Origin of the sequence: Bacillus sp. RB3 (assembly GCF_030164735.1) — a bacterium.
Taxonomy (GTDB): domain Bacteria; phylum Bacillota; class Bacilli; order Bacillales; family Bacillaceae_G; genus Bacillus_A; species Bacillus_A cereus.
The window spans coordinates 34,409-49,482 of record NZ_JASNGE010000032.1; the positions used below are offsets into that span (position 1 = coordinate 34,409).

Genomic DNA, 15,074 nt, shown 5'->3' on the forward strand with positions numbered 1-15,074 from the left:
ATAATTTGCACCTTAAATGTATCACTTTTATTACCCTTTTAAATATTTAAGGTTTTTAGAAATATTTATTTGATTTTTAGTAATATTAGGATTCTATTTTATCAAATAAAAACTAGGGAGTTTGAGAAAAGTATGTAATAATGCATAATAAATCAATCAGATATTATGATATACTTTCAAAGAGCTGATACAAAATTTCTTTAGATTGGAAAACTAAAGTCTTATCTACCTATTTGTGGGGACGCCTTATGGCGTCTTTTCTTTTTTAATATAAAAAACCCCCAAGCATTCATATGCTTAAGGGTTTATCAATTGAAAGGTAGAGCTGTTTGGAATTCCTTAAATTAAGAACAAAGCGGGATTACTCCTAAACCAATTAATAAAGCTGCAGCAAACGCTGGAATTGGCGCAGGAATCTCCGATACCTTCTACAACTAAAAGTATTGTCCATTTACTACTTTAAAACAAACTAATTGTATGGCTAATCCTCCCTTATGTTAGGATTAATACATTATATTAAATAATCTTATTATCGATATAATTAAATGGTTTGTTTTTTAGAAAATGGGTAATCAATATTCCGGGGAAGCACATTAAATGGTCTCTCCCTTATTTTCAAAAGGACCTGCTCAATTCATTCTTGAAAACATAAGGTAAAGTGAACCCATTAAAATCCATGAAGTGAACCCTAGTTTTACCCTCTGATCTAAAGGAGGCACTATTATTATGGGATATGGTGGTAGTTGCGGCGAAGGCTGTGGTTTTGTTGGAGGATTCGCTTTACTCGTTGTACTCTTTATACTATTAATCATTATCGGATGCAGTTGCTTCTGCTAAAAAACTATTAGAAAAGGCACCTTGGGGTGTCTTTTCTTTATGCGTAAGAACCTCGCCATCTTATGGAAATGGCGAGGTTCTTATCTATATTATTTATTATCTTGTTCCAGATTTTTATAAATTTATTACTTTTATCTTTATTTACTCATAAAATATCCAATTGTATAGATAATCCATAAGTGGACCGGGTAGAAAATATAAAACATATATTTTGTGAATGCATTATTTAAACCACGTTCCCCGTTATATAAGAAGAAGAACGGTAAAGCAAATACCATCATCCATTGGTTATTAAAACCAAACAAACCCATGTCTGTAAAAATTTCTCCCGCCATAAGTAACGATGGGACATCCATTAATGAAAATAATACATATGTGATAATTAACCATTTTTTCTTTTCTTTAAAGAAATAAAAGATTAATGTCATGAAGACGCCTATAAAACTTGCTTCTGTAAATATTCCTAATGTACCCACAATAATTGTAGCTGGAATTCCGAGTAAATAGTTTTTTGTACGTTTCATATAATCAATGGAACATAATAATACTATCCCAAACCCAAGTGATAAGAAAATATTATTTGATAATCCAGTCTCTGTCGGAAAGATATATTGAATAGTCGCTGAACCAGCAAACATAATTGCTGCCCACATAAATACACGTGTAGCATACTTTGTACGACTTCTTGTGTAAAAGAATCCTTCCACTACAAAATAGAAGAAAATTGGTGCCACAATACGTCCTGGATGATGCATCCACATTGGCATACCTGGAATGTAAGTATATACATGATCAATGACCATAAGGATCATTGCAAAAATCTTTAATTGAAAAGCATTTAATCTCATAAAAATATAAAACCTCCACTTTATATATTACTCAAATACTATTAGTCCTTTAGGAGAACTATATTGTTTCTTAAATCAACGATATACTTATATAAAGTTTCTATAGTAAGAGCATCTCTTATTTATCCAAGGGGTTCTTTTTCATGAAAAGACCCCCTTGAAAAGTATAATTTCAGGTATACTTTCTATATTATTTTTAGATCAAGCACCTATATTATTAGAAACATGCATTGTTAATTCATAAGTTTTTTCAAATAACTTCGTCGAATGATGAAAAAGCTTATAACAAATAGCAATAAAAATATTCCTACGCCTATTGCTGTGACTCCATAAAGTGCTGATGAAAAATGGTTACGCATTGCAAGCATTATTCCACATAGAAGAATAGATGCAAGTGTAAACGGGACAAAAATTAAAGTTGCCAACTCCTTAGTCACAACAGCAACTAATTCTTTCACAGAAAAGCCAAGTTTTCGGATTCCTGCATATTTTTCTTTTTCTCCTTCAAATGACGTTTGCAGATAGAAATAAAGAATACTCATTGCCGCGCTCAAGAAGATAAGGCTCAACATGAAACCGATAAAGAATAGAAGACTCACTGTCGTTTTTTCAATCTCGTAAAAATTAATTTTAGAAGAAATTAGGCGCTCATTTGGTATTGTTGAAATTTTGGAAAGAATCGTTTCGGACAAGTCGAGCTTTTCTGTCCAATTATCAATTTCATAAGCAAATACTTTAAATACAGGATAATCAATAGTTTCATAAACAGCATCTGGGACGATATAGTACATCTTTTGGAAACCTGAAGTTAAAATATTTCGTTTCTCAAGGCCCGCATATTTAAGTTTTCCTAACGGGTAGTCACGAATAAATTCTATACTTGGAAGAGCATAGTTATTTCCTGCTGCAACATAGTATTCATCATCCTTTAGTGAAATTGTCTTATGAAAACCAAGGGCATTATAATTTGAAACTGACATAAAGCCAATATTATGATTTTTATCTGTTTTAAATGCAGAATAATATGCATCGTATTTACCTTGTTTTGCTAATGCATTTTCAATAAATGAAATATCTTTCTTTTCAACTTCCGGTGCATTACCTGAGAGTGAGATATATTCAAAGCTGTACGGATCTATTGATTCTGCTCTCGTATTTATATTGTAATAGGAACTGTACAGTACATTTGTACATAAAAATACACCTAGCAACAAGATTGTTAATAAATAGATAAGATGGGAATGTGAGCGACCTTTGGCCTTTATGTTCGAAACGTAAAGCATATTTGTTTTTTTGTAATACGACGGTCGTTTTTGTAATACATGAATCGATACAAACATTCCCTGCGTGATAATAAAATATATGGCTAATAGCGAACTAACAAATAGTAAAATGTAATGGATGGTTCCAGATGATTCAACCCAATTCATTTCTAATATGAGCGATAGTGCTAAGAATACGCTGGTAATTACTGATAGTAACAACTTCCATGGTGCAGGCACAATTAATTTTTCCTGTGTTACATCTGCTTTTAACAGATGTACAGCTTCTTCTTTGTTAATAAAACGTGTGATAAATTTAGAAACGATACAGAATAAAATTGCAAATAAAATAATAGTTAATGCGATAGCTTGTATTGGTATATACATACCAAAGCTATTCACTTGTAACACCCTTTTGGTAACCATTAAAAACAACGGGGCGATTACAAGCCCAAGCACAATCGCTTTTATAATCGCTACACTAGCAATAAGCATATTTTCTCTGAACACCATCTTACGCACTTGCTTCATAGATGCTCCAGTAATCATAAAAATGCCAAGACTTTTTGTTTTCTTTTTCAAAAACGAAAACATCGAATAAATGATAAAAACGAATGAAAAAATATATACAATACAGCTCGTAAGTATCATTACAAGGCTAAGTGTGCTTCCTGTTTGAATGCTCGCTAACATAGGATGAAATGCTACAATCGAAAATAAGAAAAATATCAAAATAGAAAATACACTGCTCAAAAAATAAGAAATATATGTCCATTTATCGCGCAAAATGTTTTGAAGGACAATATGATTAAAACTCATGCTGTCCACCACCTAAAAATGTAAGTGTGTCCATAATTTCTTGATAAAACTTCTGTTTATTATTGCCTCGATGCACCTCATTATAAAGAATACCGTCTTTTATAAAGATTACGCGATGTGCAAAACTAGCAACATAGGCATCATGTGTCACCATTAAAATAGCTGTGTTAAAGGTCTTGTTAATTGACTCAAACAATGTCATAACATCATTTACCGCTTTAGAATCTAGGTTTCCAGTTGGTTCATCAGCTAATAATAACCCTGGTTCATGAATAACAGCTCGAGCAATTGCCACACGCTGTTTCTGTCCACCTGAAATTTCAAATGTACGTTTCTTTAAAATTTCTTTAATACCTAAAAAATTTGCAACTTTCTCTAAACGTTTGCTCATTTCTTTAGCTTCTACAGAATCAAGTACCAAAGGTAATAAAATATTTTCCTCTACTGTTAAGGTATGAACAAGGTTAAAGTCTTGAAAGACAAACCCTAATTCTTTGCGACGAAACTTCGCTAGTTCATTATCATTTAATTCATAAGGATTTTTTGAATTAATTGTAACTGAGCCATTAGTTGGGCTATCGATCGTTGAAATGCAGTTAAGAAAAGTTGTTTTTCCACTACCAGAAGGCCCCATTACCGCAACAAACTCATTCATGTTTAAATTAAAATCAATACCTTTCAGTGCTTGATAGGAAATTTCTCCTGTATATACTTTTTGAAGCTCTTTTACATTTAAAATGGTGTTTGACATCAGTACCTCACTCCTTTGTATCTTTCAGTATTTGATTATAGATGGGCCTTTTACTTCTTAACATCTTTCAACGTGACAGCAATATGACAAAATTGTCACATTCAAAACGGCTACCTTATTTGGTAGCCGTTTCTATACTCCTTGAGAGGTCTATTGTAAATGTTGTTTCATTATCTTTAGAATATAGATGGTATGGATGATTTAATGTAGTAAGAATACTTTTTACTAAATAGAGACCGATACCAGTTGCTTCTCCTTTTGTACGTCCTTTCGTTCCCGTGTAAAATAATTCAAAAACACGTTTTATTTCACTTTCAGGTATCGTTTCTCCTTTATTTTTAATAAGTAACTGCCCATTTTCATAGTGGATTATAATGGATGAGTATTTTTCTCCATATTTAACAGCGTTACTTAATAACTGGTAAACCACAACCTTTAGCCATTTACGATCTGAATAGAGAAATATCTGCTCAGGTATAGTGCTCTTAGGAAAGATTTCTTCCTCAATAAAATAATCCCTTAAATCATTAATAACTTCCTGCACAATATGTTTTAACGGAATTGGTTCTATTTTTAAATCTGCTAATAATTTAGTAGAGCGACTATACGTTAGTAACTGATTTAAAGAGAAGTTTAGTTTATCGCACTCAACTTTTACTTTTTGCCATTCTGCAAGGGAATTTGGTTCCTTAAACTGATTAGATTGTATAAGCAGTTGAATGACAGAAAGTGGCGTTTTCATTTGATGAACAGCATGAGAAATCATTAATTGCTGATTATGTAAAGAACTCTTATATTCCTCTTCTTTTGATAGAAATAAGGATTGAATATATTGCAACTGAGATGCGTATGCTTTTTCGTATGAAGCTATTGGCTGATAAATCATAAGACTGTCCGTATGGATGTTCTTGTTCTCAATATGTGCATACATTTTTTTACGGCGTAAGTAACGACAAAAAAGTAGTATGATTAATAGAGAGAAGGCTAGAAATATAAAATAGGTATAATGATTTTCAAAACCATCTAATCGATGAATCATAATTGGTAAGCTAATAAATGTAATGATATACAAAATAATAAAGCTCATATGGTCTTTTAAAAATAACTTCATGTGAGTTTCTCCGTTAATTGATAGCCAATTCCTCGTATAGTTTTAATTTCTAAAGTAGAATGAATGGCTTCTAATTTCTTTCGTACTCTTGCAATATTTACTGTTAAGGTATTTTCCTCAACAAATTCTTCCTCATCCCAAATGGCTGTAAGTAGTTGCTGTCTTGTTACAACATTAGGATACGCTTCAAAGAACATTGTACATAGCTGGATTTCTTTTATTGTTAATAGCTCCTCCTGATTAGGTGTGCATAATCGTACAGTATCCAGGTTTAAAGCTGTATTTCCTATTTTTATAATTTTCCCTTGTACATTTCTTGCATATTCGCCATATATACGACGAATTTGTCCATTAATTTTTGCAAGTATCACTCCTAATAAAAAAGGCTTAGTAATGAAATCATCTGCCCCATTTTCAATGCCATACACTTGATCTGCCTCACTCATACGAGCAGAGAGAATCACAATAGGACAATTTGATATTTGTCTTATTTTACGGGACCAATAATAACCATCAAAAGCAGGAAGGGTAACATCCATTATGACAAGGTGGGGTTGAAAGTCTTGAAAAATTTCTAATACCTTTTGAAAATCTTCTACAACGAGGCAATGATATCCATATTTTTTAAGATGGTTTTTTAGCGTATATGCTATATTCATTTCATCTTCAACAATCAATAATTTATACATTTCATCCTCCGATTTATTTATTAACTTTGTCTCATACCTTAATTTTAAACCATTATTGCTTTTGCTCAAAATGAGGGCAGTCTTATACTATATGGGCTGGCACCAAATGTCCATCAACTTAAAGGTTTTATAGCACCAAAAAATGGGCTTTTTTAATACAAGTTAGCAGAAAATTTCGTTTTGGGGGTATTTGTTTTTCTTAGCTTGATGTGCATGGAGTACCGCCACATCAAGCTAACAGAACAAAATACACCCTAAAATAAAAAACGCCATCCTTTCCTATGATTCTACAGAAAGAATAGCGTATTTTTTCTTTTTATGGATACATTTTTTAGCTCGATAGCGATGTCGTGTTACCTCAAATATAATTATTTTATTTGAAAGTCTCTTTTAAATTTGTTTCAAATCTCTTTATAGGTTGGTATACAAGAACGTGTAGTGATAAACCTATCACTGCAGTAATGTTTAAAATAATACTTATAATCATTAAAGACCCTTCTATAACTGGAGAAAAGTATCCATTCGTACTTAACGTAGAAGAACTTATACCAAGTAGTAAAATCACTATTAGTAAAGGTAAGTTTTTAACCAATTTGAATCCCCCTTTAAATGCAATATCTTTATATTATTATATCACACAGTAGTTTATGTAATTAATATAAGATAGTTATCTATGGGCAATTTCACATTTTTTTGTTACAAGTTAGCACGAATTTTTGTCCTGGGGTACTATAAATTTTCCGCTTGGTGGCGATGTGGTTCTATCCCATCGCTATCAAGCTAAGAAATTCATTGTACACCCAAACGAAAAAAGATGAAAAAATAATAAAAAGCTTATCATTAAGTGCTAAAAGATAAGCTTTTTTGTCTATACTTATTAAATTTTATTTGATTTCTTCCATGCTAATACTGTAATAAGATATTGAATACCAAATAGGAAAGCGAAAAGTATAATAAATCTTGCTATTACTGATAACCATCCAACGAAATCTTCAGGTAAGTTATATTTGTATGTGGTAACACCTATTGCGACAAAACAAAAAATAAAGGTATTGCTCATTTTTTCTTTTAATTTTTCTTTTAATTGTTCTTTATTATTAATATCCGTTTCATAGACACCAGTTAGAATAGATTTAATAAAAACGAATATCATATAACAAATTATAATGGCTAATGAAGCAGCCCATTCTAAAAATGGACGGTGTAGATATGCTCCTCTTATTACAAAATCAACAAAAGCTATAAGTAGGACAATAATTCCAGATTGAGCCCAAATTTTCATTTCAATTTGTTGGATTCTTTCATCTGGGTGTGTACTGAGTGAAAACCATTTTTTTAGTTTTTCCATTTTAAAATTCCTCCCAAAATAATTTATCTAAACTTTTATCTAGTGTTTTAGCTGTATGAATGCAAAGTTTTAAAGAAGGGTTATAATTATTACTTTCAATAATACTAATGTTATGTCGTGTAACATTTACAATATCGACCAACCCTTGCAATCTTCACTTTACTTAAAGACATTAAATACACCTCACTTGTAAAGATAACTTCACACCATAAATCTTATATTTTATATATTAAATTATTAACAACATTAATGCAATATATATTTTACATTTAGTCATGTATAGGTTGCAAATTCCTGTGTTTTTGTATCTAAAACTATCCTACAAATATAAAAAAATTCTTTCTGTAGAATCATAGGAAAGGGTGAATTTATTATATCTGTTTCTAGATATAATAAATTAGAAGTATTTGTTCAAGAGATTCAAAGTTTTTTATCTCCAAATACCTTACAGTATCTTGCTAGAGATGTTGGTTTTGTGCAACGAAGCAGTAAGTACTAAGCAAAAGATTTATTAGATTTATGTGTATGAGTTGGCCAAAATCTAGCTATGACTTCTTTAACTCAGTTATCCAGCTGTATAGAAGCATCAACAGAAGTACTCATCCGTCTAAAGGACTGAATCAACGTTTTAACAAGGCGGCCGTACCGCTACTATTTTTACAACACCTACTCTTTGACAAAGACAGGCCTATTTTCTCATTTTGAGGATATTTGCTATTGTTAGCTTGATAGTGATTGGGTACCTTCAGCATTTCGAAGAAAACTCTCGCTAAGAAAAAATAAAATGAGCCGTCCATATGGACAACTCATTTACATGATTTTCGTTATTAGGAGCTATTGCAAACTAATTCTATTTTGAGTAAGGTCAATCTTTGTTTTGTTTTTCTAACAGTTGAATAACTTTATCTAACTTTTGCTCAACTGAATCTTGCTTTTTGTGATTACTAGAATATTGAATTATACGTATAATTCCCCCAAGCAATGCACCGATGATCATTAATATAATAGCAACTCCAATGTAATAAATAGAGTTTTCTAAAGGCATTATACAGAACCTCCTTTTCCCTATTTTACCATTTAAAAGGAGTGATTTGTTGTTTGACTTTTGTTGTATACTCTATACATGTCAGGTTCGTATAACATCTCATTATCGTTACCAAGAGCAAAGAGGCCCCCTACCCTCGAAAGAAACCTCCTTTTTCTTTTAGCTATTTATGTATCCGAGTTTTCGTGCGATTTATATTAAATATGCATAATTACATAATTATTCCTTATATAAAGATATTGAAATTTACATTTTCAACCTGTAAAATACAGGATGTTAAATAAATACCTAAGGGGTTGTTAATATGAAGAAATTTATGAGCATTTTAGCTATGTGTTTTGCACTTACACTAGCATTTTTACCATCTGTTTCAAAGGCGGATTCTTCTCCACTACGAAGTGTTAGCATTAGTGCTGTAGGCGATAATAACAAAATGTATAGTGCAAGTTCTTACTTATCTATTCCTGTTCTTAAGGGCGATTACCTTTATGTAAAAGTTAGTGAAGTAGGCACACCGGATTCATATTCTGAGGCTTTAACTGTTAATGGTGTTAGATATGCGGGAAGTTCTTTAGACGAAGTCAGTTCTTATACTGGTCCATTCGGATCTGAAAAAACATTTAGATTACGTATCAAGGATTCTTACATCTTCTCAAACACATCAAATTCAACAAACACTATAGCTTTTGAAGCTAGAGTTCCTTTCTCAATGCAAGTATTATCTAAAAGTATATCTGTTCATGTAGAATAATTTATAACATTATTATTAATAAAAAATACATCCCTATAGGGATGTATTTTTTATTTAATAGAAACATAAATTGAACTTACCGTTATAGAAAAAGGAGCACCATAAAAATAGTGAACTTAATATTGTTCAAAGTTACTTGTACTTATCTCCCAATTAATTGTGCAATCTAACCTTTTCATCTACTAAGTTCTTTTACTAAGGAATAGAAACTAAAAAAGAAATAGAAATGAGCCTTTTTATTATTTTGTTCATATTTTTTCGTTTTAGGAGAGATTTTATCGTTTTCCGACAGAAGGCTCCTTCTTCAAAAATGTGAAGGTGTGAAACACCAATTTTAGGTGGGAGATGAATGTCGGTTGGCATAAGCCAACATATTTGCTATCATTTACTTGTACAGATTGCTCTTCGAAAACTGAAGATATGAGGTTGGTTGCAGAAAAACGTTGCAACCGTAAAATCTTCAACGTTCTATCGCCCCACGCTTCTCAAAATCGCGAAAACCAAGCTAAAGTAGGGAGTGTGGTGAGTCAGCGTACAAGATACTTATGTTCTCACCGTAGGGACTGCGGGTAGAGCCTGCTAAGATAACTGATGGATACATCGGTGTTCGCAGGAATCTCCCACTTCAAACAGTCCGTTAGGACGTTAAGTGGTGAGTAGTTCAATCTAAAGGGAAATAAATAAGCCTTCTTTAACTATCTATTCAACAAATTGTTTTTTCATCAGAAACAATCCTAATTGAGGTCCCATTACCATCAAGCTAGCCAAGTAATTTACTAGGTACGAAGTGACTCTTGTTTAAAAACTAGCAAGTGATAAAAAAGTAGGCATGCTAAAGAAGCCTATTAAAATACAATTTTTTCACTGAGCAGCTCGTCTATGCTTCATCGTCGTTTTATACACAATCTCTAGAATATCAAAGACGGGCATCTTCTTATGTCTATGACAGTTACGACTATTCTTTTTGAACAATTGATAAAGAAAGTGCAAAATTTTTAAAAGTTCTTCTATTAATCTCTAAAAAACGCGCTGAATTAACATAAATAAATGTCAAGAGATAGAATTTTTGTTTTGAAGGTGCCTCAAAACATTGGCTTGATGGGCATTTGGTGCTAATCCACATTAGAAAAACAAGGAGGTTATCAAAGGCTGAATGAACTCTCAGCAGATGATAATCTCCTGAAATGGCGTATCAATAATTTAAATAGATATCCTCAAAAATATATTATTGAGTCACTCCAAATACATTGATTTCAGCTGCACTTGCCCATGGATTATTGTTTACCTCGCTTAATGCACGTAGTTTAATATAACGACCTGTCTTGTTTGCAAAGCTGACTTCTTTCAAATTAGTATTATTGGCAAAAACACCTATGGATACAGCTGTTCCCCAATTCACTCCATCACTACTAACGTAAAACTCATAGTCCTTAATCGTTCCGTTGATTTGACCATCTTGCCTTGGGAGATAGCTAAATTTGGAGAGGTTATAGATTGCACCTAAATCAATTTGAATCTCGTGCGGCATTGGAGCTACGGGGCTCCAGTTTGTATGCCAAAATGTGTCTTTGTTTCCATCAAAGGCATACGTACCTAAATTGTACCAATTATAGCTATCTACATATTTTAGTGTCCAGTTTGTTTGCGGAATTAAACTAGCTTCTTTTGTTGTGACTGCTACATTCATGGCAGAATTACTTGTACTTGTCGTTGTAATCGTTACTCCTGATTTTTCTCCTGTGTAGGTATTACTATTCGGATTAGTGTCTGGACCAAAGGTAGCAGCATGATTTTGATTCGTATAATAGAACGGGTCTTGGTATTCACTGACTGATTGCTCTATATCAATGAAAGGATGAGGATCACTGGAATTATTATTCATAGATTCATCAATATGCCAAACCGCAATACCACCAGAATTTGTTGGTAAGCTCGCATCATACCCGACCTTTGCACGATTCTCAACTAAAAAATACGTATTATCCTTTAAAGGAATCTTTAACACATTATAGTTATTTGGGATCGCATTTAGAGTAAAGTTATTAGTGGTATTTACTACATTTGGTGTTACAAATCCTAATTTTACTTTTGACCAAGCATCCATATGACCGGGTGTAGCTCCATAATCTTCTCCTTGAAGACTATTCCAAGATCCATTACCCATTATACTTAGGCTACCCACACGATTATTATCACCATATAGATCTGGCAAGCCAAAGGAATGACCTAACTCGTGAGCAGGGATACCAATCGTTTCCATATGACCATATTGTTTTTCACCCTGCGCCGTATACATACCCGATACCGTAACACCATCATGATTTGTATTTGGAGCATACGACTGATGTGCCCAAATATAAGGAAGTGGAGCACCAGGAGCAGCCTGTTCATTACCAGCAAGAAAACTTACAATGTAGAAGCCATCTTTAGAGTCAACGACTTGATCATTATTAGTATCAAGACTAGCAAAATTCACTTGAGAATCAGCTTTAGCCAGTGCATCTGTTATAACCGTACCCATACTTTTTCCCGATGTACTCGGATGAGCGTAATCTAATTTTACTTTAACCACTCCATCATTTTGAGTACCATATGTTTCAGGAGCTGGAGTTATCTGTACTTTTCCGTTACTTACCTCATTATAGTAATTCTTAACTGACTTTTGATTTGTAGAAAAGAATTTGTTACTCCAGTCGTTATCGTTATATGCAATATCAACATCTGTAAACCCAATTAACAAAACAAGTATTTTTTTTGTCCCTAAAACTGGAGTGACAGTTCCATCAATATTTTTTAGTGATTCTTTTTGTAATTTATTCATGTGCTCCTGTTTTTTCTTTGCTTGAGGGTTATATTTTTTTATCCACTTATTCAAATTTCCCTCATTTACCGCCATTGATGGCTTCTTATCAATTTTATATTTTGTACCCGTTGATTTCAGTTCATCTGATGTAAGCTCAGCATAATTCCAATATCCCTTCTGATCTTGTAAAAGTACGTCGCCATCCTTTGTACTTACCCAGTGGAACCATTCATCTCCATGTAACGTGCCCTCAAAAGTTTCGCCTGAAGGCTGCTTCATTTTGACAACTCCTTCGTATGCTGGTGCGGCAAAAGCGTTTGTTTGAACATACAAAACACAAATTACCGAAAAAACGGACATAAACAGGAATTTAAAAACCCTTTGCATAAACTTCCCCCTTTTTCAATGGTATGTGGAATATTCTGTTGATAGCCAGACTAGATTCATACTTGGAATAGTTCGACAGATACATCTGTATAACACTAACAGAATACCTTTAATTAAAATTACAGGAAATTGAAAAAATGTTAATTTTTTATTTAAATAAATATTTTCTCAAGATTATTTCATAAAACAGAATTGATGAAAGTTACAAGTGAGTTTCAGAAAAAATTATACTTTTTAAAATGTATATAATGCACATATTAACTAATCCAAATTAAATAAAGCAGTCAATTCTTGTGCACCATAATTATTTTTAAGTTTTGCAAATCCTAACTCATTTGCAAATGTTTGAAGAATATGTAGGGATCCAACGAAGAAGTGAAATTCATCTCAAGTTGATAGACACATACAAAAACGCCATCTTTCCCTATGATTCTACAAAATGAATAGTGTATTTTTTCATTTTAGGAGCTATTTTGTTTTAAAGCTTGATAGCGATGTGGCGGTATCCCATACCCATCAACCTAACGGAATAGGTGGCCCCAAAACGATAAAAATGAACTTCATAGCTATAAAAGACTCTATTTTTTCGTTTTGGGTCATTATAAAATTTGAACTTTATGGTGATGTGGTACTCCCCCTATAAGAATAGATACATTCTTTTACCTTGAATAAGCCTTATTCCATATACCATCTGCACTAGTACCCTCAAAAATCCGTTCCGCTTTCATATTTATTCATTCCCCTTTCACGCAAGCGTAATATTTTCCGACTCACTTCAATCACATCAGGTTTGCGTGAATTGTTAATGAGAGAACTATGAATCAAATATAATTGGACTATCATAAATAACTTATCTTTCTGAATTTTATTGAAAAATAAGTATAATAAAATTAAAAAACTGGATACTTTGCTATAATGGTAATATATAACATTAGTAGACTTTTATGGGATGGGGGAATATATAATGATGGTTTCAGCTAAGGGGAATAATGAAATTACAAAGCTATTAAACGATTGGTATCTTGAAATCCGCTCAAGGCGTATAGGTAATGCACATCAATTAAAAGAAATAATTGATTCTAAGATTCATAGTATTGAAGAAGATCAAGATTTATTACTCTACTACTCACTACTAGATTTTAGATATCAATTTGTAATTGATAATTTAAGTGTTTCCAAAAGCAGCTTTGACAAAGTTGAGGCTTTTGATATGCCTACAGATAATTTCTTAGCTTATTATTATCACTTTTTCAAAGGGATTCATGCCTCTACTATTGGCGAATATCAAATTGCAAAAGAGAGTTATGAAAACGCAGAAACACTTTTAGACTGCATTCCTGATGAATTGGAAAAAGCAGAATTTTATTATAAAGTTGGAGCTTTCCATTATGACATATATCAAGGACTCTTATCTTATAAAAAAGTATCAGAGGCAAGAGAAATCTTTGCTCAACATGCTGGGTATGAGATCAATGTAGCATTCTGTGATAATCTTATAGGCTTAGCTTGTACTCATTTGAGAGAATGGGAGCTCGCTGAAGAATATTTTACAAAAGCAATGGATATGTTTCAAAAAATAGACGAAGGGCAATTTATTTTAATGGTGCGTCAAAATTTAGGATTAATGTATGCAACTCAAAACCTTTCGCCATTAGCTATTAGATATCTTTCAGAAGTAAATCAAAAAATGCCTAACAATTATAAGGCACTTTTTATTGAGGCAAGGGAACACATGAAGGAAGGAAATCACTCCGTTGCCAAAGATCTCATAGCAAAAGGATATTCCTTTTGTCAAGAGATTGAAAATATAGAGTATCTTCACCATTTTAAAATATTAGATGCAATGAATGGAGGTTTTCCTGCCGAAGCACTTGAAAGGACAGTGTTAAAAGGCGTATCATATTTTAAAGAGCAAGAACTTTTTGAATTCATTAAGGAATACGAAGAATATCTTGCTACTGCATTTTATAAAGAGAATAACCATATTAAAGCAAGTCATTATTTCTATTCATGTTCTCAAGCAGGAAAAAAAGTTATTGAGAAGGAGGCATTAAAATGAAAAAGGCAATTCTCGGTTTAGTTGGTGTAATTACTATTTTTACTTTAATGTTTGGTGCCCAATCCCCTACAGAAACACATAAAGCTATTGATGTTATTCAATATGCTCACGGAAATCATGGTGGTTAAGATCTTAATTTAGCGAGGATAAAATCGCACAATACACTCATAGCCATACTGACGGATATTAAATGAATAAAGGTCTTCACTTCATTGTGAGGGCTTTTTTTTATAAGAACCCCACTTATAACATCTTTAAAATCTACTATATGTGAACTACCCGCCACTTAACGCCCTAACGGACTGTTTGAAGTGGGGGCTTCTCGGTTAGTCGTTACTTTTGGTAGCTAACGAATTCGTCCTAA

At 32.5% G+C, this 15,074-nt stretch carries 13 protein-coding genes and 3 pseudogenes; 5 read left to right on the top strand and 11 right to left on the bottom strand.

What is annotated here, in order from left to right; translation table 11 throughout:
• Positions 1-726: 726 nt before the first annotated feature.
• A complete protein-coding gene (locus QO049_RS25640; protein ID WP_088325598.1) occupies positions 727-837 on the top strand; it encodes a YjcZ family sporulation protein in 111 nt (36 codons plus the stop codon).
• 137 nt (positions 838-974) lie between these two features.
• On the opposite strand, the gene QO049_RS25645 is transcribed toward QO049_RS25640, so the two are convergent.
• The 8 genes and pseudogenes from QO049_RS25645 to QO049_RS25680 form a co-directional block, all read right to left on the bottom strand.
• Complete coding sequence (locus QO049_RS25645; RefSeq protein WP_065705331.1) at positions 975-1,685, bottom strand: TraX family protein; 711 nt, start codon at positions 1,683-1,685, stop codon at positions 975-977.
• Positions 1,686-1,918: 233 nt separating this feature from the next.
• Positions 1,919-3,766, bottom strand: coding sequence for an FtsX-like permease family protein (locus QO049_RS25650; protein WP_242806898.1), 1,848 nt, complete (start codon positions 3,764-3,766; stop codon positions 1,919-1,921).
• Complete coding sequence (locus QO049_RS25655; RefSeq protein ID WP_060852662.1) at positions 3,756-4,517, bottom strand: ABC transporter ATP-binding protein; 762 nt, start codon at positions 4,515-4,517, stop codon at positions 3,756-3,758. The genes QO049_RS25650 and QO049_RS25655 overlap by 11 nt, the downstream gene beginning before the upstream one ends.
• Before the next feature lie 115 nt (positions 4,518-4,632).
• The gene (locus QO049_RS25660; protein ID WP_284489614.1) at positions 4,633-5,628 is read right to left on the bottom strand and encodes a sensor histidine kinase; all 996 of its coding nucleotides are present in this window, start codon (positions 5,626-5,628) and stop codon (positions 4,633-4,635) included.
• Positions 5,625-6,317: a response regulator transcription factor gene (locus QO049_RS25665; protein WP_065705325.1), complete on the bottom strand. Its 693-nt coding sequence runs from the start codon at positions 6,315-6,317 to the stop codon at positions 5,625-5,627. Before QO049_RS25665 ends, QO049_RS25660 begins: the two co-directional genes overlap by 4 nt.
• Before the next feature lie 373 nt (positions 6,318-6,690).
• The gene (locus tag QO049_RS25670; RefSeq protein WP_000240397.1) at positions 6,691-6,909 is read right to left on the bottom strand and encodes a hypothetical protein; all 219 of its coding nucleotides are present in this window, start codon (positions 6,907-6,909) and stop codon (positions 6,691-6,693) included.
• Between the two features lie 285 nt (positions 6,910-7,194).
• Complete coding sequence (locus QO049_RS25675; protein WP_284489615.1) at positions 7,195-7,665, bottom strand: DUF6773 family protein; 471 nt, start codon at positions 7,663-7,665, stop codon at positions 7,195-7,197.
• Position 7,666: 1 nt separating this feature from the next.
• A pseudogene (locus QO049_RS25680) lies at positions 7,667-7,838 on the bottom strand (helix-turn-helix transcriptional regulator).
• A 200-nt stretch (positions 7,839-8,038) separates the two neighbouring features.
• On the opposite strand from QO049_RS25680, the pseudogene QO049_RS25685 reads away from it, so the two are divergent.
• Positions 8,039-8,337 (top strand): annotated as a pseudogene (locus tag QO049_RS25685) (IS4 family transposase); the annotation flags it as partial.
• 193 nt (positions 8,338-8,530) lie between these two features.
• On the opposite strand, the gene QO049_RS25690 reads toward QO049_RS25685, so the two are convergent.
• Positions 8,531-8,710, bottom strand: coding sequence for a DUF4083 family protein (locus QO049_RS25690; protein WP_001127748.1), 180 nt, complete (start codon positions 8,708-8,710; stop codon positions 8,531-8,533).
• Positions 8,711-9,014: 304 nt separating this feature from the next.
• Between QO049_RS25690 and QO049_RS25695 the strand changes: the two genes are divergently transcribed.
• A complete protein-coding gene (locus QO049_RS25695) occupies positions 9,015-9,461 on the top strand; it encodes a hypothetical protein (RefSeq protein WP_098295942.1) in 447 nt (148 codons plus the stop codon).
• A gap of 1,225 nt (positions 9,462-10,686) precedes the next feature.
• Here QO049_RS25695 and QO049_RS25700 read toward each other — a convergent pair.
• Both QO049_RS25700 and QO049_RS31015 read right to left on the bottom strand, forming a co-directional pair.
• Positions 10,687-12,651, bottom strand: coding sequence for a M6 family metalloprotease domain-containing protein (locus tag QO049_RS25700; RefSeq protein ID WP_284489616.1), 1,965 nt, complete (start codon positions 12,649-12,651; stop codon positions 10,687-10,689).
• Positions 12,652-13,290: 639 nt separating this feature from the next.
• Positions 13,291-13,379: pseudogene (locus QO049_RS31015) on the bottom strand (helix-turn-helix domain-containing protein); the annotation flags it as partial.
• 236 nt (positions 13,380-13,615) lie between these two features.
• Here QO049_RS31015 and QO049_RS25705 point away from each other — a divergent pair.
• Together QO049_RS25705 and QO049_RS25710 are read left to right on the top strand one after the other, a co-directional pair.
• Positions 13,616-14,710, top strand: coding sequence for a response regulator aspartate phosphatase (locus QO049_RS25705; protein WP_284489617.1), 1,095 nt, complete (start codon positions 13,616-13,618; stop codon positions 14,708-14,710).
• Positions 14,707-14,838, top strand: coding sequence for a hypothetical protein (locus QO049_RS25710; RefSeq protein ID WP_016090607.1), 132 nt, complete (start codon positions 14,707-14,709; stop codon positions 14,836-14,838). Before QO049_RS25705 ends, QO049_RS25710 begins: the two co-directional genes overlap by 4 nt.
• The last annotated feature ends 236 nt before the right edge of the window (positions 14,839-15,074 follow it).

Excerpts from the sequence above, each read along its gene's own strand:
- QO049_RS25710 (WP_016090607.1), top strand. The coding sequence starts at position 14,707 with ATGAAAAAGGCAATTCTCGGTTTAGTTGGTGTAATTACTATTTTTACT.
- QO049_RS25655 (WP_060852662.1), bottom strand. The coding sequence starts at position 4,517 with ATGTCAAACACCATTTTAAATGTAAAAGAGCTTCAAAAAGTATATACA.
- QO049_RS25700 (WP_284489616.1), bottom strand. The coding sequence starts at position 12,651 with ATGCAAAGGGTTTTTAAATTCCTGTTTATGTCCGTTTTTTCGGTAATT.
- QO049_RS25690 (WP_001127748.1), bottom strand. The coding sequence starts at position 8,710 with ATGCCTTTAGAAAACTCTATTTATTACATTGGAGTTGCTATTATATTA.
- QO049_RS25645 (WP_065705331.1), bottom strand. The coding sequence starts at position 1,685 with ATGAGATTAAATGCTTTTCAATTAAAGATTTTTGCAATGATCCTTATG.
- QO049_RS25675 (WP_284489615.1), bottom strand. The coding sequence starts at position 7,665 with ATGGAAAAACTAAAAAAATGGTTTTCACTCAGTACACACCCAGATGAA.
- QO049_RS25695 (WP_098295942.1), top strand. The coding sequence starts at position 9,015 with ATGAAGAAATTTATGAGCATTTTAGCTATGTGTTTTGCACTTACACTA.
- QO049_RS25660 (WP_284489614.1), bottom strand. The coding sequence starts at position 5,628 with ATGAAGTTATTTTTAAAAGACCATATGAGCTTTATTATTTTGTATATC.
- QO049_RS25650 (WP_242806898.1), bottom strand. The coding sequence starts at position 3,766 with ATGAGTTTTAATCATATTGTCCTTCAAAACATTTTGCGCGATAAATGG.
- QO049_RS25705 (WP_284489617.1), top strand. The coding sequence starts at position 13,616 with ATGATGGTTTCAGCTAAGGGGAATAATGAAATTACAAAGCTATTAAAC.
- QO049_RS25640 (WP_088325598.1), top strand. The coding sequence starts at position 727 with ATGGGATATGGTGGTAGTTGCGGCGAAGGCTGTGGTTTTGTTGGAGGA.
- QO049_RS25665 (WP_065705325.1), bottom strand. The coding sequence starts at position 6,317 with ATGTATAAATTATTGATTGTTGAAGATGAAATGAATATAGCATATACG.